The organism is Telluria sp. Soil_C_11 (assembly GCF_057657395.1).
Genome location: NZ_JBDGIN010000002.1, coordinates 420,287 through 446,721, shown reverse-complemented (window position 1 = coordinate 446,721; position 26,435 = coordinate 420,287). Strand labels below are relative to the sequence as shown.

Sequence of the window (26,435 nt, the reverse complement as noted above, 5' to 3'; positions counted from 1 at the left end):
GGCAGGGAGTGGCGCCCCGCTGCCGGCACACGCCGACGCGCTCAGACGAGCGTCGCGATATCCCCCGCTGCGATGTGCACCCCGACTATGGTCACGATGGTGTGCTGGCCACCGCTTTCGAGTATGTCGACCTTGGTGTCGGCCGTACTGGTGTCGAGCGTATAGCTGTTCGCCCCAAGCAGCACCAGCTTGTCGGTGCCGAGTTCGAAGCCGTTCACCTGGTACTTGGACTCGGCGGGGGCCAGGTCGATATCGAAGGCATCGGCCTTGCCCGAGACGCCGTTCAGTACATAGTCGAAGGTTCCCAGCTGGTTCGCCGACAGGTTGGTCGTGAACGCACTGCTGGCCGTATCGCCGTCGCCGTCGGTGACGGTTGCAGTGAAATCGAGCTTGATGCCGTTTGCAAGGTTGTTGATCTGGGTGATGAACTGGATCTCGGGAATCTTCACCACGCCGCTAGCCATCGTCAGCTGGATGGCGTCGATCAGCTTGCCGCCGCCGTCGATCGTGAACGATTGCGGCAAGTGGCCCGTGGTGGCGATATCCTGGCTGACCAGTAGCTGGTTGGATGTCGTGCCATCCGCGAAGAACACCCGGTAGTACAGTCGTTCGCCGCCCGAGTAGTTGTAGCCGGTGACGGCATTGTCGATGAACACCTTGGCGCTGGTGAACTGGGTGCCTGGATTGGCCACGAAGCTCTCGTCGCTGGCCGATATCGCGGCCGTACCGTCGCCCTGCAGGTTGTTGTTCTTGTTGCCGATACCGGAAGTGCTGACGTTGAGCGCCTTGGTGCCGTCGATATAGGATGGCAGTGGACTGGTTTGCAGTTGCGCCTCGGTCGGGTCGGGCGCGCCGGGCCCGACGCCCGTCAACAGGTCGGCTGCCGACGCCAGTGGCTTGGCTGCGAAGAACACCACGCTGTCGCTGCCGATGGTCAGGGTACGAACCGGGTCCGGCCCGCCCGCATCGAGGGTGCCGTTGCTGGTACTTTCCGTCACGGTCGACATGAAGCCTTCCACCAGGTCGATCGCGTACTTTCCGTTGGCATAGGCGGTGAGCGTGAAGTGCTCGACCGTATTCGGGGTCGCGGCGTTGTTATCGAAGTCTCCGGTCAGCGCGCCCGAGAACAGGTAATTCCCGCTGCCGTCAGGCGAACCGGCCAGTTCGCTGAAGGTCGCCCCCGCGCCGGCCACCGTGGTGCCGTCCGGACGCACCAGCGAGAACCCGTTGAGCGCGATGTCGAGGCCTGCCGCGCCCAGCCTGTCCACCCCGGCGGCATTGCTCCAGTAACCGAACTGCGGATCGAGGACTCCGGTACCGATCACGTTGCCGAAAGCCAGCGACGGCGCGTCGTCCTGGATAGCGACGCGGGAACCGATGTCCACCGAGGCAGCATTCGTATCGCCGTCGCCATCGGTGACGGTCACGGTCGCCGTCAGCGCGGTGCTGGCGATCGACAGGGACTCGTCAGGGTTGGCGGCGCCGCCGCTGGGATGCTTGATGGCGTTGTACTGGGCCATGCTCAGCACGCCGGTGCTCGCATTGATCGCGATCGCGAACGCCGCCTTGCCATTGTCGGCGCCGCCGGAGATCCGGCCCACCACCAGGTCGCCTTCCTTGTACAGGAGGATGCTGGCGCCGCCCGTGGTGTCGAGCCCGGAATCGACGCCGGCGGCCGTCACGTCCAAGGAGTAGGCAGAACCCGCCAGCCGGTCCACGCCGCCGGCACTGAGGCTGGAATCGATGGCGGAAGCGGTGCCCTGCGCATAGCCGGCCGTCATCTGGGTGCTGGCGCTGGTCACCCCACTGAACAAGGCGGCCACGGTGGCACTGCTGGTGTCGTTGGCATCGGACTGGAGGCCCGCCGTTTCGTCATGGATGACCGAACCTGCGCCCAGGGCCGCGTTCGCCGTCGGGGCGTCGTCCTGGATCGATACTTGTGCGCCGATCGCCACCGTAGCCTTGCTGATGTCGCCGTCGCCATCGGTGAGGGTCACGGTCGCCGTCAGCGCGGTGCTGGCGATCGACAGGGACTCGTCAGGGTTGGCGGCGCCGCCGCTGGGATGCTTGATGGCGTTGTACTGGGCCATGCTCAGCACGCCGGTGCTCGCATTGATCGCGATCGCGAACGCCGCCTTGCCATTGTCGGCGCCGCCGGAGATCCGGCCCACCACCAGGTCGCCTTCCTTGTACAGGAGGATGCTGGCGCCGCCCGTGGTGTCGAGCCCGGAATCGACGCCGGCGGCCGACACGCCAAGGGAATAGACGGTACTCGCCAACCCGTCCACGCCGCCGAGGCTGGCGCTCGCATCGATGACCGCGGCCGTGCCCTGCGCATAACCGGCCGCCATTTGGGTGCTGGTGCTGGTCACCCCACTGAACAAGGCAGCGACCGTGGCACTGCTGGTATCGTTGGCATCGGACTGAAGGCCCGCCGTTTCGTCATGCGCGACCGTGCCTGCGCCCAGGACCGCGCTTGCCACCGGGGCGTCGTCGACGAAACCGATATCGGCCAGCGGGGTCGTATTGTTGCTGCCCGTCGACAGCTGGAAATCGCCGATGTCGAACTTCGCATTGTTCGTGCTGCCGGTGCCCGCGTTGTCGATCTCGACCCGGTTGTGCATGCCGGAGGTCGTGTATTCGACGTGATAGTCGGCCTTGACCCCGACGAGTGTGGCGACACCGTTGGCGTCCACCGAAATGCTCAGGTTCTGGGAGTTCACCGCACCCGACCCGCTGATGCCGTAGGTTTCGAGAACGGTGCCCGCGGCGTTCTTGATGGTCACGGTCGAGATGGCAACGCGTGCATCGCCACTCAGGCCGGGAATGTAGTTGGCACCGGTTTCAAGGGCGGTGTTGAAGGCGCTGATCTTGACGGTGCTGGTCTGGCCGTTCGGCTGGGTCTGCGACACGACGAACGATGCCATTCCGGAGGCGGCCAGCCCTTTAAACTGGATATCGGCCGCCGTGGTCGCCTCCTCGTGGGTCAGGTTCGGCACGGTGTAGGCGGGGTTCGAATTGGTCACGAAGGTAAAGATCAATCCATGGTTCGGATCGATCATTTGCTTGTTGGTGCCTATCGTCGCATCGGTGCCGCCCTGGCTGGTATTGACGGTGCCGCCAGCGGCGGCGTCGGCTGCCGTGACGACCAGGGCCACATCGTCGCCGGGCGTTGCCGCATCTTCCGGATGGCCAAACATCAGGAACAAGTTCTGCCCCGAGGGCGCGTTTGCCAGGCTGAAGCTCTGCAGGCTGTTGACCTGGTAATTCAGGACACCGCTCAGGTAGACGATGTCGTTCGGGTTGGCATCGCCGCCGAGCGGGTGTTGCAGCGCCTCGTATTGCGCCACCCACACCTTCGCGCCGGTGGCGCCGGCGTCACCCGCAGCCGCCGTGCCGGTATCGAGGTAGACGGCAAACGCCAGCTTTCCGTTCGGATCGGCGCTCCCCGTCGATGTGCCTTCCCTGGCGAGCACGATGTTGTTATCGGTCGCAGAAACGTACAGGAAGATTTTCCTGCCCCCCGTCGTGGTCAGCAAGCTGTCGGCGCCATTTCCGCCCGTGAGCACGAACCCCACATCGGTGACATTCGGCCCGAACGACAGTGCGTTCGCGCCGGTGGGACTGGCGGCCGTCGCGCCGCTGACTGCGGCGCCGATCGCCGTCTGACCGGTTCCGGTGCCGGCCGCCGTGATTGCCGCGAGAACGGAATTGAACTCGGACGGCAGACTGCCAAACAATGCGTCATTGGTGATGAGCGATCCCTGCACATATTGAATCCCGGCTGTTTCGTCGATCTGGAGAACGGTGCTCATGATTGACTACCTCGAAAAATGACCGTGGTCACGAAAACTGACCGCAAAGTCGGACTAGCGATGGGAAAGCAGTTTTCTTAAAAAACATTTGAAGGAATGCATTGAGCGCACACCTTGCGTCGTCGATATCAATCTACTACCCATCGAGCCTAGTCTTAAGGCCGGCCGATTGTAATACCGCAAATGGGTGATACCGCCTGCTGGCTGAGGCCATCGTAGTCATTGAATCATCGATCATGTTTCGACAATTCCTGCAGCAATTATCATTAATTCTGACGGGAATGATTCCGCGCCGATTTTTAAAGAGGAATTGAAATTTTCTTTTCTATTAGTATTTAATTTTTTCTGTTCCGTTACTTTTTCCAATCACGCGAAGCGATCGAATCCGTGTAGGATAATTACTACTTAAAACAGAGCACATGACTGATATGCACCGGCAAGGCTGCGTGGTGGGCAATCGTCAAGTTGTCCGCATGAACGTGGAGGATCGCATGAGCATGGAGGAACTTATGCACCTGTTTTCGCGCGCCCTGCTCGCCATATACCTCGAGTCGACCAAGGGATCGATGCTCGAATTCCAAGCCGCAACGATACGCCTGCTACACGACAGTTTTGATTTTGATGGTGTTGTTCTCGGAGCGAGCCAATTCGATTCGATTCCGGGCATGCGCATTATCAGTGCGTTTATCGATGGCCGCCCGCGGTCTTTCCTGGATGACTACCTGCCCCTTTTATCGAGCGACCCGGTCATGCTCTCCTTGCTGGCCGGCCTGGATCGCCCTTTACAGGCGGACCTGGATTGCTATTACCGGCACCGGAATCTGGCGGCGCTGGATTCTTTTGCACATCAATATCGTTTGCGGCAGCTAATGGCGTTTGGCGATCCCCCATGTCCCGAAGCCCCGACGCGATGGATCATGTTATTCAGGGACGCCGACTCGGCATTTACTTCGGCCCAGCAGGAATTGCTGATCAATTTATGGCCCCACCTGTCCCAGGCGACATCCATATGCGATGCGCGCGCCCTGTCGCTGCGCAATCCGGCACCGCCACGCTGCGCCACCGCGCTATTAAATAGTTGCGGGGACCTAGCATATGCCGATATGCGGTTCATGCAGCTGCTGCGCTTCGAATGGCCGGACAGCGATATGCTGGGCGGGGTCAGGCGAGTGCGGGAGCAGTTGCTCCAGACACGTGCATTCAGGGGGAAACATATCGATATCGTCATGGCGCCCGGGTCGAGCCTGGTGTGCCTGGCGCGTCCGACCGTAGCGTGCAGGGCAATCACTCCGCGCGAAATCCTGGTGGCGCGGCGCTTCGCAGCGGGATTGAGTCACAAGGAAGTGGCGCGCGAACTCGGCATTTCACCCAATACCGTGCGGACGCAGTTAACCCACGTGTATGCCAAACTCAATCTGCACGACAAAGCCGCGCTGGCCAACTACCTGATGTCGCAAACCGAAGCAGCGTCGGTGGAGCTGCCGAATTAGCGAGCGAGTGCATCGGTCACCATTGGGGTCGACGCGGCCGCGCCGGTCCGCCGCCTTCACGCCGCTGCTCCTGCACCGGCGCCTGCCCGCACAAGCGCCCGATTGACAGGCGTGCATCTTTCCCCGTAGATTCGAGAACTGCCCTTGCCGCCAGCCCCGCAAGTTCGACATACATATATACAATAGGTATCACATGCACCGCAGCCTGATCGCCGCCGCCGTCGCCCTCGCGTTTTCCGCCCTGCCCCTCCACCACGCGGCCGCCGCACCGAAGGCCGCGCCGGCCATGGAGGCGACCACCCAGCTGCCGCGCGGGGTGATCCCCAGCCACTACGAGATCGCGCTGACGCCGGACGCCGCCGGCGGGCGCTTCGCGGCCAGGGCCACCATCACCGTCAACGTCACCAAGGCCACCAGCAGCATCACCCTGAACGCCGCCGACCTGACGTTCGACAGCGCGAGCCTGTCCCCGGCCGCCGGCGGCGCCGCGCAGGCCGCGAAGGTCAGCGTCGATGCCGCGGCACAGACCGCGACCTTCGCCTTCGAGCGCCCGCTCGCGCCCGGCCTCTACCGCCTCGCCCTCGACTACAAGGGCATCATCGGGACCCAGGCCGTGGGCCTGTTCTCGCTCGACTATCCGGCCAAGGACGGCAGGCAGCAGCGCGCCCTCTACACCCAGTTCGAGAACTCGGACGCGCGCCGCATGATCCCGTCCTGGGACGAACCGGCCTACAAGGCGACCTTCTCGCTGGAAGCGACCATCCCGGCCGGCCAGATGGCGGTCAGTAACATGCCGGCCGCCAGCACCACCACCCTGCCGGACGGCCGCCAGCGCGTGACGTTCGCGAAGTCGCCGAAGATGTCGACCTACCTGCTGTTCTTCGCGCTGGGCGACTTCGAGCGCGCCACCGTCAAGGCCGAGGGTACCGAGATCGGCGTGGTCACGCGCCGCGGCGCCATCGACCAGGCCAGGTTCGCCCTCGACTCCTCGAAGGACATCCTGCGCGAGTACAACGACTACTTCGGCGTGCGCTATCCGCTGCCCAAGCTCGACAACATCGCCGGCGCCGGCCGCAGCCAGTTCTTCGGCGCGATGGAGAACTGGGGAGCGATCTTCACCTTCGAGTACGCGCTGCTGTTCGACCCGGCCAGCTCGACCCAGCACGACCGCCAGGAGATCTTCGCCACCGCGGCCCACGAGATGGCGCACCAGTGGTTCGGCGACCTGGTCACGATGCGCTGGTGGGACGACCTCTGGCTCAACGAAGGCTTCGCCTCGTGGATGGAAAGCCGCATGACGGCGCGCCTGCATCCGGAATGGAATACCCGCCTGGGCGCGGTCGGCAGCCGCGACGGCGCCATGCACCGCGACTCGGTGGCCACCACCCACCCGGTGGTCCAGCACATCGAGACCGTCGAGCAGGCCAACCAGGCCTTCGACGAGATCACCTACCAGAAGGGCGAAGCGGTGATCCGCATGCTCGAGGCCTACGTGGGCGAGAACGCCTGGCGCAGCGGCGTGCGCAGCTACATGAAGGCCCACGCCTACGGCAATACCGTGTCCGACGACCTGTGGAAGCAGATCGAGAAGGCGGCGGGCAAGCCGGTCACGGCGATCGCCCACGACTTCACGCTGCAGCCGGGCGTGCCGCTGATCCGCGTGGGCGAGCCGGTGTGCCGCAATGGCAGCACCAGCGTCCCGCTGGCGCAGGAAGAGTTCTCGCGCGACCGGCCGGACAAGAAGCCGCTGGCCTGGCGCGTGCCGGTGATCGCCCAAGTCGCGGGGAATGCGAAACAGGCCACCGCCCTGGTCGCCGGCGGCAAAGGCGTCGTCACGGTGCCGGGCTGCGGCGCGGTGGTCGTCAACGCCGGCCAGAGCGGCTATTACCGGACCCTGTACGCGCCGAAGGAATTCACCCAGCTGGCGCAATCCTTCGCCAGCCTGGCGCCGATCGACCAGCTCGGCCTGCTGTCGGACAGCTCGGCGCTGGGCCTGGCCGGCCTGCAGCCGGCATCGAGCGCGCTGGAGCTGGTCAAGGCCACCCCGGTCGGCGCCGACCCGCAGGTCTGGAGCCGCATCGCCGGCCTGTTCGAGGTCCTGCACTGGCGCTATGAGGGATCGAAGGACGACGGCAAGGCGCGCCAGCGTGCCTTCGACGCCTTCGCGATCTCGCGCCTGGCGCCCGTGATGGCGCAGACCGGCTGGGAAACGCGTGCCGGCGAACCGTCCGCCGTCGCCAACCTGCGCGAACGGCTGATCGACACCTTGAGCGAGCTGGGCGACGCCAACGTGGTCGCCGAGGCGCGCCGCCGCTACGCCGCGATGGACAAGGATCCGGCCGCGGTGCCGGGCCCGCTGCGCAAGACCGTGCTGTCGGTGGTCGCCCAGCATGCCGACGCCGCCACCTGGGAGAACCTGCGCACGCGCGCACGCGCCGAGACCAACCCGCTGCTGCGCGACCGCCTGTACGCGCTGCTGGCCACCAGCCGCGACCGCGCCCTCGCCGAACGCGCCCTGCAACTGGCGCTGACCGATGAACCGGGCGTCACCAACAGCGCCGCGATGATCTCGGCGGTGGCCCAGCGCTACCCGGACATGGCGGTCGACTTCGCGCTGGCCAACGTGGAAAAGATCAACCAACGGGTCGACGCCAGCTCGCGCAGCCGTTATTTCGCGCGCCTCGGCCAGCCATCCGCGAACCCGGCGATGATCGACAAGCTGAAGGGCTACGCCCAGGCCAACCTGGCGCCGACCTCGCGCGGCGACGTCGATGCGGCGATTGCGGCGATCCAGGACCGCATCAGGACCAATGCGGCGCGGCTGCCGGAGATCGATGCCTGGCTGAAGCAGAACGGCAGCTGATGTAAAGGCGGGGCGTTCAATCCAGCACGCGCGAGGCGGCCGGCGCAGCGACGCCGCGCCGCGCCGCCAGCCACGCGTCCAGCCGGCGCGCGCTGCCCGGCGGAACATGCAGCCCCAGCTTGGTGCGGCGCCACAGGATGTCGTCCGCCGTCTGCGCCCATTCCTGCCGCACCAGCCAGTCCGCCTCCACCTCGAACAGGCCCGGCACGATCTCCTCGCCGAGGTCGGCGCGGCAGCGGCAATGTCCCAGCATGGCGCCGAGCCGGGTGCCGTAGGCGCGCGCATAGCGGGCCACCAGTTCGGGCGGCAGCCAGGCATATTGCTGCTGGCGGGTGCGGGTCCAGGCCTCGAATTCCAGCACCGCGCGGGCGCCGGGCTGGCGTCCGAACAGGTCGCCGCCGGGCAGGCAGGCGCGGTCGGTCCAGCCGGGCACCCGCCGCCCCAGCACGGGCGCGACCCAGTCCACCGCCTGCTCGGCCAGTTTGCGGAAGGTCGTGACCTTGCCGCCGAAGACCGACAGCAGCGGCGCGCCGTCGAGATTCGTCTCCAGCCGGTAATCGCGGCTCGCGCTGGAGGCGCTCCGTCCTTCCTCCCCGACCAGGGGCCGCACGCCGGCATAGCTCCACACCACGTCGCCCGGCGCGATGTGGCGGATGAAAACCCGGTTCACCGCCTCGCACAGGTAGGCCGTCTCGTCCTCGCCGATGGCGACGTGGTCCAGCTCGCCCCGGTAGTCGACGTCGGTGGTGCCGACCAGGGTGAACACGCCTTCGTAGGGTATCGCGAACACGACCCGTCCGTCCGGCTGCTGCAGCAGATAGGCGCAGTCGTGTTCGAACAGCCGCGGCACCACGATGTGGCTGCCCTTCACCAGGCGCAGCGGACGCGCGCCGCCGCTGCCGGATGGCGCCGTCGCCAGGCCGAGGAAGCCGGCCGCCCACGGGCCGGCGGCATTCACCAGGCAGCGCGCATGGACTCGCAGCTCGCCGTCCGGCCCCTGCAAGGTGGCGATCCAGCGCTGCGCCTCGCGCACCAGGCCGGCACAGCGGGTGCGGGTCAGCACGGCGGCGCCGCGGTCGCGCGCATCGACGGCGGCCAGCACCACCAGGCGGGCATCGTCGACACAGGCATCGGAATAGGCGAAGGCGCGCGAAAAGCGCGGCTGCAGCGGCGCGCCGCAGGGGTGGCCGCGCAGGTCCATGGCTCGCGATGCGGGCAGGAAGTCGCGCCGCGCCAGGTGATCGTAGAGGAACAGGCCGGCGCGGACCAGCCAGGCCGGGCGCTGGCCGGTGCCTGAGGCGTCGGCGGCCTGCGGCATCACGAAACGCAGGGGGCGCATGATGTGCGGGCCGCTCTTCAGCAGCACTTCGCGCTCGGCCAGGGCCTTGCGCACCAGGCCGAAGCGGTACTGCTCGAGATAGCGCAGTCCGCCGTGGATCAGCTTGCTCGACGCCGATGACGTGTGCTGCGCCAGGTCGTCCTTTTCGCACAGCACCACGCGCAGGCCGCGCCCGCTGGCGTCGCGCGCGATGCCGGCGCCGTTGATGCCTCCCCCCACCACCAGCACGTCGCAATCGATGCGCCGGTCAGCCGCACCGCGTGATTGTTCGCCCATTTTTCCTCCGTTCGCATGTTGCGCCAGCCAACGCAGCTTTCGAGTGTAGGTGCCGGCCCGGCAGCGGGTGTTCGGCCATATCAATGTGGACAATGTAGAATCCGTCCATGACCAATCGCGCCTGGGTTCGCATGCCATCCGGCAAGCGCCTCGACCTGCTCAATCCTACCCCTTTCGACTGGGACGATGCCGACCTGGCCCTCGGCCTGGCCCGCACTTACCGCTGGGGCGGCCACTCGGCCTGGCCGCTGCCGCTGTCGGTGGCCCAGCATTCCATCAGCGTGATGCTGCTGCGCCGCGCCGCCTCGCAGGCGGTGCTGGACCCGGTCGTCGAACTGCGCGAACTGCTGCACGACGCCGAGGAGGGCCTGCTGGGCTTCGATGCCGTCTCGCCCCTGAAACCCTTCCTCGGCGAGGGGTTCAAGGCCCTGACCCAGCGTCTCGAACAGGTGGTGTTCCTGCGCTACGGCCTGCCGGCCTGGACCCCGACCGAGCATGCCAGGCACAAGCAGGCCGACCGCCTGGCCGCCGCCAGCGAGGCCGTGCACGTGGTCGGCTGGAAGGAAGAGGAAGTGCGCAACACGCTGCGGATCCGCGCCGCCGTGCTGGAAGAAGATCCGCTGGCGGCGCGCTACCGCTGCCGGCCGTGGGAGCCATGGGCGCCGACCGTCGCGGCCGAGCGCTTCCTGGTCGAACTCGATCACCTGCGGCGCCGCATCGATGCCGGAGAAGCCCATGGGCGAGCACCTCGATAGCGCGATCGCCCGCGCCGCCGCCCTGCTGCGGGATGCCGACGCCCTCCTGGTCGGCGCCGGCGCCGGCATCGGCGTCGATTCCGGCCTGCCCGACTTCCGCGGCGACCACGGCTTCTGGCGCGCCTACCCGCCTCTGGCCAGGCTCGGCATCCGCTTCGTCGAGATCGCGAACCCGCGCAGCTTCGCGCGCCATCCCGAACTGGCCTGGGGTTTCTACGGACACCGGCTGGCGCTGTACCGGGATACCGTCCCGCACGAAGGCTTCGCCATCCTGCGCGAACTCGGCGGGCGGCTCGAACACGGCGCCTTCGTCTTCACCAGCAACGTCGACGGCCAGTTCCAGCGCGCCGGTTTCGACGCCGACCGGGTGGTCGAATGCCATGGCTCGATCCACCACCTGCAATGCAGCCGGCCCTGCGTGGATGCGATCTGGCCGGCCGATGCGGTCCGGCCCGAGGTCGACCCGGCCGACTGCCTGATGCGCCCGCCGCTGCCGGCCTGCCCGCATTGCGGCGCCCTGGCGCGGCCGAACGTGCTGATGTTCGACGATGGGCGCTGGCTGGACGGGCGCACCGCCGCCCAGTACGACCGCTTCGACGCCTGGAGCGTGCGGCCGCGGCGCCTGGTCGTGATCGAACTCGGGGCGGGGTCGGACGTGCCCTCGGTGCGCCGGACCTGCGAGGCGCAGGCCGCGCCGCTGATCCGCATCAACCCGCGCGAGCCGCAGGTGCCATCGTCGGGCGATGTCGGCATTGCGGCGGGTGCGCTGGACGCACTGCGGCGCCTGCGTGAAGCCTTGCTATAACGAAATATTATTTCATCAAGTCAGCTTTGATGAAATTTTCTATCAGCAATAAATTGGTGCAAACCAATAGCCCAGGAAGAGAGTTGGCCTTACGAAAATGCTAAGACATTTCTCAACATCAGCGGCTAAATCCTTGATTCCTCAGCTTTTATTTTCATATCCACAGGAAATGTGGATAACTGTGTGGACAAGCCCCTCTTGACAAGTCGCAAGCGCAGTATCGATGCGGGTTTCAACAAATTGCCCGTTCAAGAGGCAAATTTTAAAGCCTTAAGAATCAAGGACTTGCCCGTGCCCTCGTTTTGTGCGAAACGCGACAGTGCGGCAAATTCCTACAAGGGTAGGACACGGGGGATAACTCACGCTGCCTCCCTTCCCCAGACCCATTTCCGGGCCTCATCCGGGCTCATTTCCAGCGATTGCGCGAGCGCTCGCGCACCAGCATGCGCACCGCATCCGGCATCGGCTTGCGGCCGTGCGGCGTGTCCGCGTTCACCCACGCGCATTCTTCGTAATGCTTGAGCATGGCCGGACTGATGAACCGGGTACGCTGGGCATAGACGTGGCGGTCGCCCATCTGCGCCTGCTGCTTGATGAAGAAGCGGTTCGGCACCACCAGGTGCAGTTGCTCCCTGGCGCGCGTCATCGCCACGTACAGCAGGCGCCGCTCTTCCTCGATGTCATCGAGACTGCCGGTCGCCATGTCGGACGGGATGCAGCCGTCCACCACGTTCAGCACGTGCACCGACTTCCACTCCTGGCCCTTGGCCGAGTGGATGGTCGACAGGATCAAATAGTCCTCGTCCAGCAGCGGCGGGCCGGCGCGGTCGCTGGTCGCTTCCGGCGGATCCAGGGTCAGCTCGGTCAGGAAATTCTCGCGCGAGCCGTAGCCGCCGGCCAGCGCCACCAGCTGCTCCAGGTCGGCCGCGCGCACCGGGGCGTCGTCGTACAGGCGCTCCAGGTGCGGCAGGTACCAGTTGCGCACCAGTTCGATATCCATCGGCCAGCGCAGCCCGGGCGTGCGCAGCTGGCGGAACAGCGCGACGAAGGGTTCCCAGTCGCCCTGGGCGCGCGCGGGCGCCTCGAAGGCTTCCGCCGCCGCCAGCGGCTCAGGGGCTTCCGCCATCGCATCCAGCAGGCGCGCCGCGGTGGCCGGGCCGATGCCGGGGATCAGCTGGACGACGCGAAAAGCCGCCAGGCGCCCGCTCGGGTTCTGGGCGAAGCGCAGCACCGCCAGCACGTCCTTGATGTGCGCCGCTTCCAGGAACTTCAGGCCGCCGAACTTCACGAAGGGGATGTTCCGGCGCACCAGTTCCAGTTCCAGCGCGGCGCTGTGGCTGGCGGCGCGGAACAGCACCGCCTGCTGGGTCAGCCTGGTGCCGCTTTCCCGCTGCTCCAGCACGCGGTTGCAGACCCAGCGCGCCTGCTCGGCCTCGTCCGGAATCAGCACCAGTTGCGGCTTCGCGGTAGACACCTTGTCGGTCCACAGCGTCTTGGCGTGGCGTTCCAGCGCGGCGGCGATCACCGCGTTCGAAGCGTCCAGGATCGGCTGGGTGGAGCGGTAATTGCGGTCCAGCGTAATGACGCGGGCCGGCTGCGAAAAAGCCTGCGGGAAGTCGAGGATGTTGCGCACCGTCGCGCCGCGGAAGGAATAGATGCTCTGCGCGTCGTCGCCGACCACCATCACGCCCCGCCCGTCCGGCTTCATGCCCTGGATGATGGCGGCCTGCAGGCGGTTGGTGTCCTGGTACTCGTCGACCAGCACGTGGTCGAACAGCGCGCCCAGCTCCGGCCCCAGCTCGGGATCGGACGCCATCTCGGCCCAGAACAGCAGCAGGTCGTCGTAGTCGAGCACGTTCTGCTCCTGCTTGGCGTCGACATAGGCCCCGAACAGGCGCTTGAGCTCTTCTTCCCATTCGCTGCACCAGGGGAAGGTCGACTGCAGCACCTCGCCGAGGGAGTCGCGGCTGTTGACCACGCGCGAATAGATCGCCAGGCAGGTGCCCTTCAGCGGGAAGCGCTTCTGGCCTCCAGTGAGCCCGATATCCTGGCGCACCATGCCCATCAGGTCTTCCGAATCGCCGCGGTCGTGGATGGTGAACGAAGCTTCCAGGCCGATCCGTCCCGCATACTCGCGCAGCAGGCGCGCGCCGATGCTGTGGAAGGTGCCGGCCCAGGGCAGTCCGGCCACGGCCTGGCTGGAGGTCTTGAGGATGCGCTGCAGGACGCCGCCGGCGCGCTGCACCATCTCGCTGGCGGCGCGCCGCGAAAACGTCAGCAGCAGGATCCGCTGCGGATCGGCCCCGGACTCGATCAGGCGCGCGACGCGGTGCGCCAGCGTATTCGTCTTGCCCGAGCCGGCGCCGGCGACGACCAGCAGCGGCCGCGAGGTCGGCTCGCCGACGTCATGTTCGACCGCCGCGCGTTGTTCGGGATTCAGGGAGGCGTAGGGATCGTTGAGCGCGGGATCGGCAACGCTGGGGGCGGCGGTATCGGGCATGATGCGGCGGTTCTGGAGATGTCAGAACTGTACATTTATCCAGTGGCCTTAGGCAAGAGGCATGTGTAACCGTTGCTATACAGATATCCACAAAATCTGTGTATAACCATGTGGAAAAGCACCCCCTTGACATGCGGGAAGCAAGGAATGATGCGGCTTCCAACAACTTGCCCATTGCGCGTGCAGCTTGTGAAGCACGAAAAATCAATGGCTTACGAAGTCAAGTGGCGCACGATTCAAATATTTTTGCAAGATGCAGCGCAGAAATTTTTGTGTATAACCACTACGCTCAGGAAAGCGCCGAGGCGGCAGGCGCACGCCGGCGTTCCGGCTCGCCCAGTACCCGCTGGATGACGGCGGCGGCGATGTTCCGCGCGTGCAGGAATTCGAGCGCCGGGATGGTGCCGTCGCGCTCCTGCAGGGCGACGCCGAGGTCGACGATAGCGCGGCGCTCCGCGTCGCTGCGCTGGCAGCGGAAAGGTTGATCCATCGGGGCTCCAGTGTGTCGGTCGCGGCCGGGCGCCGCAGATGCAGTATCTCCGAGTACGCGTCTAAGTCAAGAGGAAATATCTTAGTTACATAGGCCAAGCCGTGCTTCCGCGTGCGCCGCGCCCGCGCCGCCGCGCCTAGAATGGCCTCGTCATCCATCACCAGCGAGGACCCCATGACCATGACTCCCGATCCCGACCTGAAGCCGGGCGACGAGGCCGAACCGGGCACCCCGGGCGCGGGCGAGGACCTGTGCGAGACCTGCGGCGGCAGCGGCAAGCTGGCCGACGGCAAGACTTGCCCGGAATGCGAAGGCACGGGCCGCGTGATGCGCGGCATCGGCGGCGGCTGAGCGCTGTCAATATGGACAGGACGGGAGCGGCGGCGAGATAATCAAGGCATGACCACCTCGCCCCACCCGCTTGCCGGGGAGCTCGCCTCCCCTCCCCGTCCGCAGTCCCTGACCGATCTCTTCCTCTCCTTCACGCTGCTGGCCCTGCAGGGCTTCGGCGGCGTGCTCGCCGTCGTCCAGCGCGAGATGGTCGAGCGCAAACGCTGGCTGACCCAGGAAGAATTCATCGAAGACTGGGCCGTGGCCCAGATCATGCCGGGCCCGAACGTGGTCAACCTGTCGCTGATGATCGGCGGCCGCTATTTCGGCCTGCCCGGCGCCATGGCCGCGCTCGGCGGGCTGCTGGCCGTGCCGCTGGTGCTGGTGCTGGGACTGGCGGTGCTGCACGACCGCTTCGCCGACAGCCCGCAGGTCGCCGGCGCGCTGCGCGGCATGGCCGCCGTCTCGGCCGGCCTGATCGGCGCCGTCGGCCTGAAGCTGGGCGCGGCCCTGAAGCGCAGTCCGCTGCCGACCGCCTGGGGCGTGGCCATCGCGGCCCTCGGCTTCGTACTGGTGGCGCTGCTGAAATGTCCGCTGATCTATGTGCTGGCCGGCCTGGGCGGCCTCGCCTGCGTCCTCACCTGGCGCAGGCTGGAAGCATGAGCGCGGCGCCCGACACCCTGCACCTGGCGCTGGCCTGGTCCGACTGGCTGAACCTCTTCGGCCACTTCCTGCTGCTGTCGATGATGTCGATCGGCGGCGCGATCTCGACCTCGTCCGAGATGCACCGCTTCCTGGTCGAGCAGCACCACTGGCTGACCCAGGAACAGTTCAACGCCGCGATCGCCCTGGCCCAGGCCGCGCCCGGCCCCAACGTGCTGTTCGTGGCCCTGATGGGCTGGCACGTCGGCATGAACGCCGGCAGCGTCGGCGCGGCGCTGTTCGGGGTGCTGGTGACCATGGTCGGCATCATGACGCCCTCGACCATCATCACCTATTCGGCCGCGCGCTGGGGCCACCGCAACCGCGAGCTGCGCGCCGTGCGCGCCTTCAAGCAGGGCATGGCGCCGGTGGTGATCGCCCTGCTGCTGTCGACCGCCTGGATCCTCGGCAGCTCGGTGGGCGAGGCCAACTGGCGGCTGGTGCTGCTGGCGGTCGGCGCCGGGCTGGTGATCTGGCGCACCCGCCTGCACCTGCTGTGGGTGCTGGCCGCCGGCGCCCTGCTGGGCGCGTTCGGACTGGTGTAGGCGCGCCCCTGCACGGCAGCCGCGCAACAGGCATACTTGCGTTATTGCTCACCTACCGATGGAACGACGATGACCGATCCTGCCCAGCTTGACCTGCTCAGCGAACATGCCTGTTTCGGCGGCGTGCAGCGTTTCTACCAGCATGCCTCCAGCGCGATCGGCCTGCCGATGCGCTTTTCCGTCTACCTGCCGCCCGGCTTCGAGGGCAAGCGGCTGCCGGTCCTGTTCTACCTGGCCGGCCTGACCTGCACCGAAGAGACCTTCATGATCAAGGCCGGCGCCCAGCGCGTCGCCGCCGAACTGGGCCTGATCCTGGTCGCGCCCGACACCAGCCCGCGCGGCGCCGGCGTACCCGGCGAGACGGACAGCTGGGACTTCGGCGCGGGCGCCGGCTTCTACGTCGACGCCACCGAGGAACCCTGGTCCCGCCACTACCGCATGTACAGCTACATCCTCGAGCTGCGCGCGCTGGCGCCGGCCGCGCTGCCGGCCGATCCGCAGCGGGTCGGCATCTTCGGCCATTCGATGGGCGGGCATGGCGCGCTGATCCTGGCGCTGCGCAACCCGGACCTGTTCCGTTCGGTGTCGGCGTTCGCGCCGATCGCCGCGCCGATGCGCTGCCCGTGGGGCCGGAAAGCCTTCGGCGGCTACCTCGGCGCCGACCAGTCGGCCTGGCGCGGGCACGACGCAACCGAGCTGGTGAAGGACGCCGGCCGCGCCCTGTTCCCGAAAGGCATCCTGGTCGACCAGGGCCTAGCCGACAAATTCCTCGCCGAGCAGCTGTATCCCGACGCCTTCGAGGACGCCTGCCGCGCCGCCGGCCAGCCGCTCGAACTGCGCCGCCACCCCGGCTACGACCACGGCTATTACTTCATCTCGACCTTCGTCGAAGACCACCTGCGCTTCCACCGCCAGACCCTGTCCTGACGTCCGGAATTCCCGCCACGCGCCCGTTCGCTGGCGGGTGTCAAAATTGCTTGCGCGGTTCTTGAAATCGATTTTCGACAGCCCTATAAATAATGCGTAGTCATTACAAAGGGAGGTCATCATGAACCTGATCAGAAGAGGCAACAGCCCGCTGTCCACCCTGCGTGGCGGCGCCATGGAAGACCAGTTCGGCCGGATGGTCGAGAACATGTTCCAGGACTTCTTCGCGCCGCTGGCGCAAGGCGGGCACTGGACCGACGACGGCATGGCCATGCCGCGCCTGGACGTCAAGGAAAACGACAAGACCTTCGAAGTCCAGGCAGAACTGCCTGGCGTCAAGAAGGAAGACGTCAAGGTCTCGATCGACGGCCAGCGCGTCACCATCGAGGGAGAATGCCAGCAGGCAAACGAACAGCGGGAGGGCGAACAGGTGGTGTATTCTGAACGCTCGACACGCAGGTACCAGCGCAGCTTCACCCTGCCGTCCGAGGTCGACGATGCCGGCGCCCAGGCGCACCTGGAAAATGGCGTCCTGATGCTCACGCTGCCCAAGAAACAGGGAAGCTCGGCAAAGCGGCTGACCATCCAGTAGGCACGGGCAGGCAGTAACCGCGGGAGAGCAGCACAGCATGGCCGAGTTCCGCCGTTTCAAGGACCGCACGCAGGCCGGCAAGCTGCTGGCCCGCGAGTTGCGGGAGTTTGCCGGACGCGCGGACGCGGTCGTGCTGGCGCTGCCGCGCGGTGGAGTACCCGTTGGGTTCGCCATCGCACAGCGGCTCGGAATCGAACTCGATATCCTCCTCGTTCGTAAGCTGGGCATGCCCGGTCACGAAGAGTATGCGATGGGTGCGGTCGGCAGCGGCGGCGTGCGCGTGCTGCAGCCGGGCGTGCCGGGGCTGATGGGCGTGAGCGCCGCGCAGGTCGAGGCGGTCACGCAACGTGAGCTGGCCGAACTGCAGCGGCGCGAACGCGCCTACCGCGGCGCGCGGGACCCGCTGGCGCTGGCCGGACGCATTGCGATCCTGGTCGACGACGGCATCGCCACCGGCTCGACCATGCTGGCGGCGATCCGGGTGGCGCGCGGACTGGGGCCGGCCAGGCTGGTGCTGGCGGTGCCGGTGGCCCCGCCGCAGACGCTGGCCGTGCTCGAGGGCGAGGTCGACACCCTGGTCTGCCTGTCGGCGCCGCCGCTGTTCCGCGCCGTGGGCCAGTGGTACGACACCTTCGACCAGACCAGCGACGAGGAAGTACAGGATCTGCTGGCCGACGCCTGGCATGCGCGTGCGGCCGCCCGACAACCACCAATGGAGGACCAACATCATGCAACGACTGCCGACGCAAAGCACGACGACGACGGACACCGGGCTTGAACTTGCCAAATGGCTGGGCGGCGCCGCCGCCGGCGCCCTGTTGATGTACATGCTCGACCCCGACCGCGGCAGCGCACGGCGCGCCCAGTCGGCCGCCGCCGTGCGCAACGCCGGCTCGCGCACCACCAGCGCCATCACCAATGTGTGGCACGGCGCCAGCGAGCGCATCGGCGAAGCTACCGACACGGCGCTCGAAGCGGTCAAGTCGGACGGCATCGCTTCCACGATGTCGCGCATGGGACGCGCCGCCGGCGACATGGCGGACGAGGCGATCTCGAAGGCGAAAGGCGCGATGGGCCGCGCCTCCAGCGCCGCCGGCGACCTGGCCGACCAGGCGCAGGACAGCGACAGCTATGCAGGGGCGCGCGGCGCGGTCGGCAGCGCAGTGAGCCGCGCCGCCGACAGCGTCTCCGAGTTCTACGACGATACCCGCAAGAGCGCAGGCCGCCTCGGCAGGCGCGTGGCGCAGGAAGTCCGCGGCGACAGCGAAGGCGCCTGGAACCCCGGCATGCGCAACACGGCCCTGGTGGGCGGCGCGCTGCTGGCCCTGATGGGCGTGATGCGCCGTTCGCCGGTGAGCGCGGTGCTGGGCCTGGCCGGCGCCGCCCTGCTGGCGCGCGGCGCCGCCAACCAGCCGCTGCGCACCCTGGCCAGCCGCGGCGCTGCCGGCCTGGGAGCGGCCAAGGGGCTCGGCATGGGCATCGACCAGACCATCGACTTCGAGAAGACGGTCCATATCGACGCCGCCCCGGCCGAAGTCTACGAACAGTTCTCCAACTACGAGAACTTCCCGCACTTCATGTCGCACGTGGCCGAAGTGCGCGACCTGGGCCGCCGCCGCTCGCACTGGATCGTGAAGGGCCCGGGCGGTTCGCGCTTCGAATGGAACTCCGTGCTGACGGAGCAAAGCCGTCCGAACCGCCTGGCATGGCGCAGCGAACCGGGCGCGGAGATTCCGAACAGCGGCTCGATCCAGTTCGAGCGCCACCGCGGCGGCACCCTGGTGACCGTGCGCATGTCCTATACGCCGCCGGCGGGCGCGCTCGGCCATGCCTTCGCACTGCTGCTCGGCTCGGATCCGAAATCCAAGATGGACGAGGACCTGGGGCGCATGAAGCACCTGATCGAACGCGGCACGATGCCGCGCGAAGCCGCCCAGTCCAGCTGGGCCAGCCGGCTCCTGCACTGAGAGCCCATCATGGCGAGCCTCGATCCGATCGCCGCCATCCGCTCCGCCGCCATTCCCCTCGGCGGCGGTCCGCGTGACTACGACGACCTGCTCGACCTGGTCGGCGATGCGCGCTTCGTGCTGCTGGGCGAGGCGACCCACGGCACCCACGAGTTCTACGAAGAGCGCGCCCGCATCACCCAGCGCCTGATCGAAGAAAAAGGCTTCCATGCCGTGGCCGTCGAGGCCGACTGGCCGGACGCCTACCGGGTCAACCGCTACGTGCGCGGCCAGGGCGGCGACGGTGATGCCGATGCGGCCCTGTCCGGCTTCGAGCGCTTCCCGAACTGGATGTGGCGGAACACCGACGTCGCCGGCTTCGTCGAATGGCTGCGCGAACACAACGCAAGGCAGGCCGGCGGCAGGCAGGTCGGCTTCTACGGCCTCGACCTGTACAGCCTGTTCACCTCGCTGCGCGAAGTGCTGGCCTACCTCGACAAGGTCGATCCGCAGGCGGCCAGGGTGGCGCGCGAGCGCTATGCCTGCTTCGACCATTATTACGAGGACAGCCAGCACTACGGCTACACGGCCAATCTCGATTTGTCGGCGTCCTGCGAGGAAGGCGTGATCGAGCAGCTGAACCAGATGCAGCAGCGCGCCTACGAGTATTCGCAGAAGGACGGCAGCGAAGACGCCTTCTTCTACGCCCAGCAGAACGCGCGCCTGGTCAAGAATGCCGAGGAATACTACCGGACCATGTTCCGCGGCCGCGTCTCGTCCTGGAACCTGCGCGACAGCCACATGGCCGAGACCCTTGAAGCCCTGTCCCAGCACCTGTCGAAAGGCGGCGAGCCGGCCAGGATCGTGGTGTGGGAGCACAATTCCCACATCGGCGACGCGCGCGCCACCGAGGTCGGCCAGCTCGGCGAGTGGAACGTCGGCGAACTGGCGCGCAAGGCCTACGATGGCCAGACGCGCCTGATCGGCTTCTCGACCTACGAAGGCTTCGTCACGGCGGCCTCGGAATGGGACGGCCCGGCCGAGCACAAGCGGGTGCGTCCCGGCATGCCGGGCAGCTACGAGGAGTTGCTGCACAAGGTCGGCATCGAGCGCTTCCTGCTGCCCCTGCGCGGCGACAATCCGGCCCGCGAAGCCTTGATGCAGCGCCGCCTGGAACGGGCGATCGGCGTGATCTACCTGCCGCGCACCGAACGCCAGAGCCATTATTTCGCGGCCCAGATGGCGGTGCAGTTCGACGCCGTGATCCACATCGACCGCACCACGGCCGTCACGCCCCTCGATCCGGGCGGCGGCTGGCATTCCGAAGAGCCTCCGGAAACCTATCCGGAAGGGTTCTAAAACGTAGGGTGGGCACACCGTGCCCACCTTTTCCGTGTGCGATATACAACCGTCCTGGTGGGCACGGGGTGCCCACCCTACGTCATTTCGCAAAAGTCCTTGGTCTTGACGGCAGCTTTTGTTTACGATTGCGTTGTTCTGATTTGGCAATAATTCAAACAACCCATGAGTAAATACACGTTGAACGTCAACGGCAAGGCGCAAGCCGTCGACGTCGAGGCCGACACGCCCCTGCTGTGGGCGCTGCGCGATACCCTGGGCCTGGTGGGCACCAAGTACGGCTGCGGCGTCGGCGCGTGTGGCGCCTGCACCGTGCACCTCGACGGCCAGCCGGCGCGCGCCTGCCAGCTGCCGGTGTCCAGCATCGGGAAGCGCAGGATCACGACCATCGAGGGACTCGACGCCAACGCCGCGCACCCGCTGCAGCAGGCCTGGCAGGAACTCGACGTGCCCCAGTGCGGTTATTGCCAGTCCGGACAGATCATGAGCGCCTGCGCCCTGCTCAAGCAGCATCCGCGTCCGACCGACGCCCAGATCGACGACGCCATGGCCGGCAACCTGTGCCGCTGCGCCACCTATGTCCGCATCCGCGCCGGCATCCACCGCGCGGCCGATATCGCATCGAGCGCCTCGACCGGAAAGGGCAAGAAATGAGCGCCCGTCCCGACGACCTGGCATCGGCTTCGCGCCGCAACTTCCTGCGCCAGTCCGCGGCCGGCGCTTCGCTGCTGACCCTCGGCGTGCTTGCCGGCGGCGCGATCGCGGCCGTCGCCGAAGCCCAGCCGGGCGCCGCCGGGCATGCCGGCGCGGCGGCCGAATTCTCGCCGAACGTCTTCATCCGCATCGCCCAGGACGGCACCGTGACCCTGGTGTCCAAGCAGCCGGAAATCGGCCAGGGCATCAAGACTTCGCTGCCGATGGTGATCGCGGAAGAGCTGGAGGTCGACTGGAAGGATGTGCGCGTGGTGCAGGGCGACCTGAACCCGGCCTACGGCCCGCAGGGCGCCGGCGGCTCGACCTCGACCCCGACCAACTACGAGAACTTCCACCGCCTGGGCGCCACCGCGCGCACGATGCTGGTCCAGGCGGCCAGCCAGGCCTGGGGCGTGCCGGCCGCCGAATGCCGCGCCGAACGCGGCGCCGTGCTGCACGACGCTAGTCGCCGCCGCCTCGGCTATGGCGAGCTGGTCAAGGCGGCCGCCCTGCTGCCGGTGCCCGATGCCAAGACCGTCCAGCTGAAGGATCCGGCCAGCTACCGCCTGCTTGGCACCCGCATCGGCGGGGTCGACAACGACAAGGTCGTGGCCGGCAAGCCGCTGTTCGGCATCGACGTCCAGCTGCCCGGCATGCTGTACGCCGTCTACGTCAAGTGCCCGGTGCTGGGCGGGCGCCCGGTGTCGGCCAACCTCGGCGCCATCAAGGCGCTGCCGGGCGTGAAGGATGCCTTCATCGTCGAGGGCACGGACAACCTGAACGGCCTGCGTCCGGGCGTGGCGATCGTCGCCAACAGCACCTGGAACGCGATCCGCGCCCGCAAGAAGCTGCAGGTGCAATGGGACGAAGGCGAAGGCGCGCAGCATGGCTGGGCCGGCTTCCTGGCCCAGGCCCAGGCGGCCAGCAAACAGCCGGGTGCGTCCACGATGCGCCGTGACGGCGACGTCGAGACCGCGCTGGCTGGCGCCGCCCGCACCGTCGAGGCGGCCTACACCTATCCCTTCATTTCGCACGCCAGCATGGAGCCGCAGAACTGCACCGCCTCGGTCGACCCGAAGGACGGCAGCGTGGAGCTGTGGGCGCCGACCCAGAATCCGGGCGCGGGCCAGGCCCTGGTGGCCAGCACCTTCAACATCCCGAAGGAAAAGGTCACGCTGCACATCACGCGCAGCGGCGGCGGCTTCGGGCGGCGCCTGTCGTCCGACTTCATCGTCGACGCGGTCGCCATCGCGCAAAAGATCAAGGCGCCGGTCAAGCTGACCTGGATGCGCGAAGACGACCTGCAGCACGACCACTTCCGCGCCGGCGGCTTCCACTTCCTGCGCGGCGGCGTCGACGAGCAGGGCAAGCTGGTGGCCTGGCACAACCATTTCGTGACTTTCGCCAACCGCGTCGAGAAGAAGGAAAGCGACGGCACCAGCAACAGCGTGCTGCAGCCGGGCAGCGGCGCCAACCTGTCGGGCGACGAATTCCCCGGCCGCTGGGCCGCCAACTGCCTGCTGGAACAGACGCCATTGGAATGCCGCATCCCGATGGGACCGTGGCGCGCGCCGGGCAGCAATGTGTTCGCCTGGGTGTTCCACAGCTTCATCGACGAGCTGGCGCACGCCGCCGGCCGCGACCCGGTCGCGTTCCGCCTCGAGCTGCTGGGCGACCAGGACATGGTGGCCGGGACCGGCGAGCGCGGCGTGCCCTACAACGTGGCGCGCATGCGCAATGTGCTGAAGGCGGTGGCCGAGAAGTCCGGCTGGGGCAAGCGCAAGTTCGCGCGCGGGCAAGGCGCCGGCGTGGCCTTCCATTTCAGCCACCGCGGCTACGTGGCGGAGGTGGCCGAGGTCACGGTGTCGAAGGAAGGCCGCTTGACGGTCGACCGCGTGGTGGTGGTGGCCGACATCGGCGCCCAGATCGTCAACCTGTCCGGCGCCGAGAACCAGGTGCAGGGCTCGGTGATCGATGGCCTGTCCACGCTGATGTACCCGGCGCTGGACATCGAGAAGGGCCGCATCGTGCAGAGCAACTTCCACGATTACCCGCTGCTGCGCATGCCGGACACGCCCGCGAAGATCGAAGCCCACTTCCTGAAGACCGATTACCCGGTCACCGGCCTGGGCGAACCGGTGTTCCCGCCGCTGGCGCCGGCCGTCTGCAACGCGATCTTCGCCGCCACCGGCAAGCGCGTGCGCGAACTGCCGCTCTCGCGGGCGGACCTGAGCTGGAGCTGATCCGGTGAGCGCCTCCGACCCCAGCGCCCTGCTCGGCCGGGCCGTCGCCTTGCACCAGCAGGGCCGGCTGGAGGAGGCGCACCTGCTCTATGGGGAGGTGCTGGCGGCCGACCCGCAGCAGTTCGACGCCCTGCACCTGAGCGGCGTGATCGCGCGCCAGCGCGGCGATGCGGCGCGCGCGGTGGACCTGATCCGCGCGGCGCTGCAGGTCGATGCCAGCCAGGCGCGCGCCCACTGCAACCTCGGCGCCGCCCTGCAGGACCTCGGCCTGGCCGATGCGGCGCTCGAGAGCTACGAAACCGCGCTGCGCCTCGACCCGCGCTACGCGCTGGCCTGGGACAACCGCGGCAACACGCTGCGCCGCATGCAACGCCTGCCCGATGCGCTGGGCAGCTACGAGCGCGCGCTCGCCCTGCGCCCGAATTATCCGGAAGCCTGGTGCCACCGCGCCATCGTCCTGAACGACATCGGCCGCCATGCGGACGCCGCAGCCAGCGCCGACCAGGCCCTGGCCGCCCGTCCCGGCTATGCGGACGCCCTGCAGGCGCTGGGCAATGCGCTGCAGGCGCTGGAGCGCTTCAGCGAAGCGGTCGCGGCCTACGACCGCGCGCTGGCCGGCGCGGCGCCGGAGCGCCAGGCCGAGATCTGGTGCGCGCGCGGCGCCGCCCTGAAAAAAGCCGGCAAGCTGGCGCAGGCGCTGGACAGCTACGAACACGCCCTCCTGATCCGCCCCGACTATGCGATGGCCGAACACTACCGCGCCAACGTGCTGCGCGCGCTGGGGCGGCGCGAGGAAGCCATCGACGCCTACCGCCGCGCGCGCGGGCTGGGCGCCGACCCGGCCGGGATCGGCTTCGCCCTGGCCGCGCTGGGCGAAGGCGCGCCGCCGACCTCGGCGCCGGCCGACTATGTAAAAGGGCTGTTCGACCAGTATGCCGGCCATTTCGACCGCCACCTGGTCGGGGTGCTCGGCTACCGCACGCCGGAGCTGCTGGTGTCATTGCTGCAGGCCGGGCCTGGCGCGCAGCCTGGCTCGGCGCTGGACCTGGGCTGCGGCACCGGCCTGTGCGCGCCCCTGCTGCGGCCGCTGGCGCGGCGCCTGGCCGGGGTCGACCTGTCGGAAAAGATGCTGGACAAGGCCCGCGGCACCGGCCTGTACGACGAACTCGCCTGCGCCGACATCCTCGCCTGGCTGGCAGGCCGGCAGGGCGAATGGGACCTCGTGCTGGCGGCCGACGTGCTGGTCTACTTCGGCGAGCTGGAGCCCTTGTTCGAACGGGTGGCGCAGGCCCTGCGGCCGGGCGGCCGCTTCGCCTTCTCGGTGGAGGCGCTGGCAAAGGATGCCGGCGGCGGCTATGCGATCACGGCCTCGAACCGCTTCGCCCATGCGCCCGCGTACGTGCGCGCCTGCGCGGCGCGGGCCGGACTGGAAGTCATGGAGCAGCGCGACGCCGTCCTGCGCAAGGAGCATGGGAAGGACGTGGCCGGGATGCTGTTCCTGCTCACCATATGAACGTCGTCCCCGCGAAGGCGGGGACCCAAGTTAAGCTACCGACAGCGCCGTCATCCCCACTTCGCCCAGCCGCACCGGCACCGCTCCGCGCGCCACCATGCGGTCGAGCGCGCGCGTACCGTCGCCCGGCTTGACGTCCACCGCGCGCATCGCTTCCGGCACGACGATGGCGTCGAAGCCCTCTTCCAGCGCATCGGTCACGGTATTCAGCACGCAGTAATCGGTCGCCAGGCCGCATACCGTGACGCGCTCCACGCCGCGCGCACGCAATTGCGCGGCCAGGTCGGTGCCGGCGAAGGCCGAATAGGCATCCACGGCCGCGGTATCGGCTTTCGAGACCACGATGGCGTCGTCCGGCAGCGCCAGCTCGGCCGTGAATTCGGCGCCCGGCGTGCCCGCCACGCAATGCGGCGGCCACGGCCCGCCCTGGGCCGCGAACGAGCAATGGTCGGCCGGGTGCCAGTCGCGCGAGGCGACGATGGGCAGCCCCTGCTCGCGGAACAGCGCGATCAGGTGGTTGATCGGGGCCACGACCTCGTGCCCGCTGGCGACGCCGAGGGCGCCGCCAGGGAGGAAATCGTTCTGCATGTCGATGACCAGCAGGGCGTCGGTGTTATCCAGATGGATGGCGCTCATTGATTCTCCACTCCGTCGTTCCCGCGATGATAAACCGTCGCCCCCGCGAAGGCGGGGTCCCAAGTTCTGCAGGCGTTGTCGTTAGCTCGACAAACTTGGATCCCCGCCTTCGCGGGCACGACGTTGGTTTATGTCGCGGAGCCACGTAGATTAATGCCTCCGATGCGCCGGATCCGGATCCAGCGCCCCCAGGCGGTCCAGGATTTCCATCGCCCGCTCCGCCTGCGCCGGATCGCCGGCGTTCACGGTGATCTGGCAGTCGCGCACGTCGTCCTGGGCCACCGGCGCGTAGGTATGGGTGTAGGCGGTCTTGCCGGTCACGCGGGGATCGTCGCCGACCGTGAAGTTGCCCTGCACGGGACCGGTTTCGTCGATGCGGACCGTGACTTCGACGTCGTCCGCCGCGATGCCGGCGGCAAGCAGCTCGCTGCGCGCCTGTTCCGCCGCGCCGGGATGCTTGAAGGTCCGGATAATCACATTTTCCATAGCCATGGCTTCGCTCCAATAAGTGATGCTTTGCGTTCAACGTACCAGAAACGGCTGCGGCGCGGCGCTCGCGCAGGCTGCGACGGCCCGTCGGGATTGCTCTTCCGTTACATATGTGTCCCGTGCGTCA

Annotated in this window: 21 protein-coding genes; 15 read left to right on the top strand and 6 right to left on the bottom strand. The window is 67.5% G+C overall.

All coding sequences use genetic code 11. The features are described from left to right. Window positions 1-41: 41 nt before the first annotated feature. The gene (locus tag AC3A6M_RS04920) at window positions 42-3,815 is read right to left on the bottom strand and encodes a DUF5801 repeats-in-toxin domain-containing protein (RefSeq protein WP_487851607.1); all 3,774 of its coding nucleotides are present in this window, start codon (window positions 3,813-3,815) and stop codon (window positions 42-44) included. Window positions 3,816-4,234: 419 nt separating this feature from the next. Here AC3A6M_RS04920 and AC3A6M_RS04915 point away from each other — a divergent pair, with 419 nt between their 5' ends. Both AC3A6M_RS04915 and AC3A6M_RS04910 read left to right on the top strand, forming a co-directional pair. Continuing rightward, entirely contained in the window at window positions 4,235-5,305 is a 1,071-nt protein-coding gene (locus tag AC3A6M_RS04915; protein ID WP_487851606.1) for a response regulator transcription factor, read from the top strand. Between the two features lie 193 nt (window positions 5,306-5,498). Next, entirely contained in the window at window positions 5,499-8,168 is a 2,670-nt protein-coding gene (locus AC3A6M_RS04910) for a M1 family metallopeptidase (RefSeq protein WP_487851605.1), read from the top strand. 16 nt (window positions 8,169-8,184) lie between these two features. Here the strand turns inward: AC3A6M_RS04910 and glpD are convergent, their stop codons facing one another. Further along, the gene (glpD, locus tag AC3A6M_RS04905; RefSeq protein WP_487851604.1) at window positions 8,185-9,783 is read right to left on the bottom strand and encodes a glycerol-3-phosphate dehydrogenase; all 1,599 of its coding nucleotides are present in this window, start codon (window positions 9,781-9,783) and stop codon (window positions 8,185-8,187) included. Window positions 9,784-9,890: 107 nt separating this feature from the next. Between glpD and AC3A6M_RS04900 the strand changes: the two genes are divergently transcribed. Further along, window positions 9,891-10,538: a phosphohydrolase gene (locus tag AC3A6M_RS04900; RefSeq protein WP_487851603.1), complete on the top strand. Its 648-nt coding sequence runs from the start codon at window positions 9,891-9,893 to the stop codon at window positions 10,536-10,538. Further along, a complete protein-coding gene (locus tag AC3A6M_RS04895; protein WP_487851602.1) occupies window positions 10,519-11,343 on the top strand; it encodes an SIR2 family NAD-dependent protein deacylase in 825 nt (274 codons plus the stop codon). The genes AC3A6M_RS04900 and AC3A6M_RS04895 overlap by 20 nt, the downstream gene beginning before the upstream one ends. A gap of 406 nt (window positions 11,344-11,749) precedes the next feature. On the opposite strand, the gene AC3A6M_RS04890 is transcribed toward AC3A6M_RS04895, so the two are convergent. Together AC3A6M_RS04890 and AC3A6M_RS04885 are read right to left on the bottom strand one after the other, a co-directional pair. Beyond that, window positions 11,750-13,843, bottom strand: coding sequence for an ATP-dependent helicase (locus tag AC3A6M_RS04890; RefSeq protein ID WP_487851601.1), 2,094 nt, complete (start codon window positions 13,841-13,843; stop codon window positions 11,750-11,752). A gap of 289 nt (window positions 13,844-14,132) precedes the next feature. Beyond that, window positions 14,133-14,333, bottom strand: a complete 201-nt coding sequence (locus tag AC3A6M_RS04885) for a hypothetical protein (protein WP_487851600.1) — start codon at window positions 14,331-14,333, stop codon at window positions 14,133-14,135. A gap of 174 nt (window positions 14,334-14,507) precedes the next feature. Between AC3A6M_RS04885 and AC3A6M_RS04880 the strand changes: the two genes are divergently transcribed. The 11 genes from AC3A6M_RS04880 (at window position 14,508) to AC3A6M_RS04830 (ending at window position 25,183) form a co-directional block, all read left to right on the top strand. After that, a complete protein-coding gene (locus AC3A6M_RS04880; RefSeq protein WP_487851599.1) occupies window positions 14,508-14,684 on the top strand; it encodes a hypothetical protein in 177 nt (58 codons plus the stop codon). A gap of 48 nt (window positions 14,685-14,732) precedes the next feature. Beyond that, window positions 14,733-15,326, top strand: coding sequence for a chromate transporter (locus AC3A6M_RS04875; protein ID WP_487851598.1), 594 nt, complete (start codon window positions 14,733-14,735; stop codon window positions 15,324-15,326). After that, entirely contained in the window at window positions 15,323-15,910 is a 588-nt protein-coding gene (locus tag AC3A6M_RS04870; RefSeq protein WP_487851597.1) for a chromate transporter, read from the top strand. Before AC3A6M_RS04875 ends, AC3A6M_RS04870 begins: the two co-directional genes overlap by 4 nt. Before the next feature lie 69 nt (window positions 15,911-15,979). After that, window positions 15,980-16,837, top strand: coding sequence for an S-formylglutathione hydrolase (fghA, locus tag AC3A6M_RS04865; protein WP_487851596.1), 858 nt, complete (start codon window positions 15,980-15,982; stop codon window positions 16,835-16,837). A 121-nt stretch (window positions 16,838-16,958) separates the two neighbouring features. Continuing rightward, a complete protein-coding gene (locus AC3A6M_RS04860; protein WP_487851595.1) occupies window positions 16,959-17,429 on the top strand; it encodes an Hsp20/alpha crystallin family protein in 471 nt (156 codons plus the stop codon). 37 nt (window positions 17,430-17,466) lie between these two features. After that, window positions 17,467-18,207, top strand: coding sequence for a phosphoribosyltransferase (locus AC3A6M_RS04855; RefSeq protein ID WP_487851594.1), 741 nt, complete (start codon window positions 17,467-17,469; stop codon window positions 18,205-18,207). Beyond that, entirely contained in the window at window positions 18,158-19,396 is a 1,239-nt protein-coding gene (locus AC3A6M_RS04850) for an SRPBCC family protein (protein WP_487851593.1), read from the top strand. The genes AC3A6M_RS04855 and AC3A6M_RS04850 overlap by 50 nt, the downstream gene beginning before the upstream one ends. 9 nt (window positions 19,397-19,405) lie before the next feature. Next, window positions 19,406-20,734 (top strand): erythromycin esterase family protein, encoded by a 1,329-nt coding sequence (locus AC3A6M_RS04845; RefSeq protein WP_487851592.1) that lies wholly within the window; start codon window positions 19,406-19,408, stop codon window positions 20,732-20,734. A 165-nt stretch (window positions 20,735-20,899) separates the two neighbouring features. Further along, window positions 20,900-21,388 (top strand): (2Fe-2S)-binding protein, encoded by a 489-nt coding sequence (locus tag AC3A6M_RS04840; protein WP_487851591.1) that lies wholly within the window; start codon window positions 20,900-20,902, stop codon window positions 21,386-21,388. Continuing rightward, the gene (locus AC3A6M_RS04835; protein WP_487851590.1) at window positions 21,385-23,670 is read left to right on the top strand and encodes a xanthine dehydrogenase family protein molybdopterin-binding subunit; all 2,286 of its coding nucleotides are present in this window, start codon (window positions 21,385-21,387) and stop codon (window positions 23,668-23,670) included. Before AC3A6M_RS04840 ends, AC3A6M_RS04835 begins: the two co-directional genes overlap by 4 nt. Before the next feature lie 4 nt (window positions 23,671-23,674). Continuing rightward, window positions 23,675-25,183 carry a tetratricopeptide repeat protein gene (locus AC3A6M_RS04830; RefSeq protein ID WP_487851589.1) on the top strand — a complete coding sequence of 503 codons (1,509 nt, stop codon included), beginning with the start codon at window positions 23,675-23,677 and terminating at the stop codon, window positions 25,181-25,183. Between the two features lie 30 nt (window positions 25,184-25,213). Here the strand turns inward: AC3A6M_RS04830 and AC3A6M_RS04825 are convergent, their stop codons facing one another. Both AC3A6M_RS04825 and AC3A6M_RS04820 read right to left on the bottom strand, forming a co-directional pair. Further along, window positions 25,214-25,819: a nicotinamidase gene (locus AC3A6M_RS04825; protein ID WP_487851588.1), complete on the bottom strand. Its 606-nt coding sequence runs from the start codon at window positions 25,817-25,819 to the stop codon at window positions 25,214-25,216. 150 nt (window positions 25,820-25,969) lie between these two features. After that, a complete protein-coding gene (locus AC3A6M_RS04820; protein ID WP_487851587.1) occupies window positions 25,970-26,311 on the bottom strand; it encodes a hypothetical protein in 342 nt (113 codons plus the stop codon). Between the last annotated feature and the right edge of the window lie 124 nt (window positions 26,312-26,435).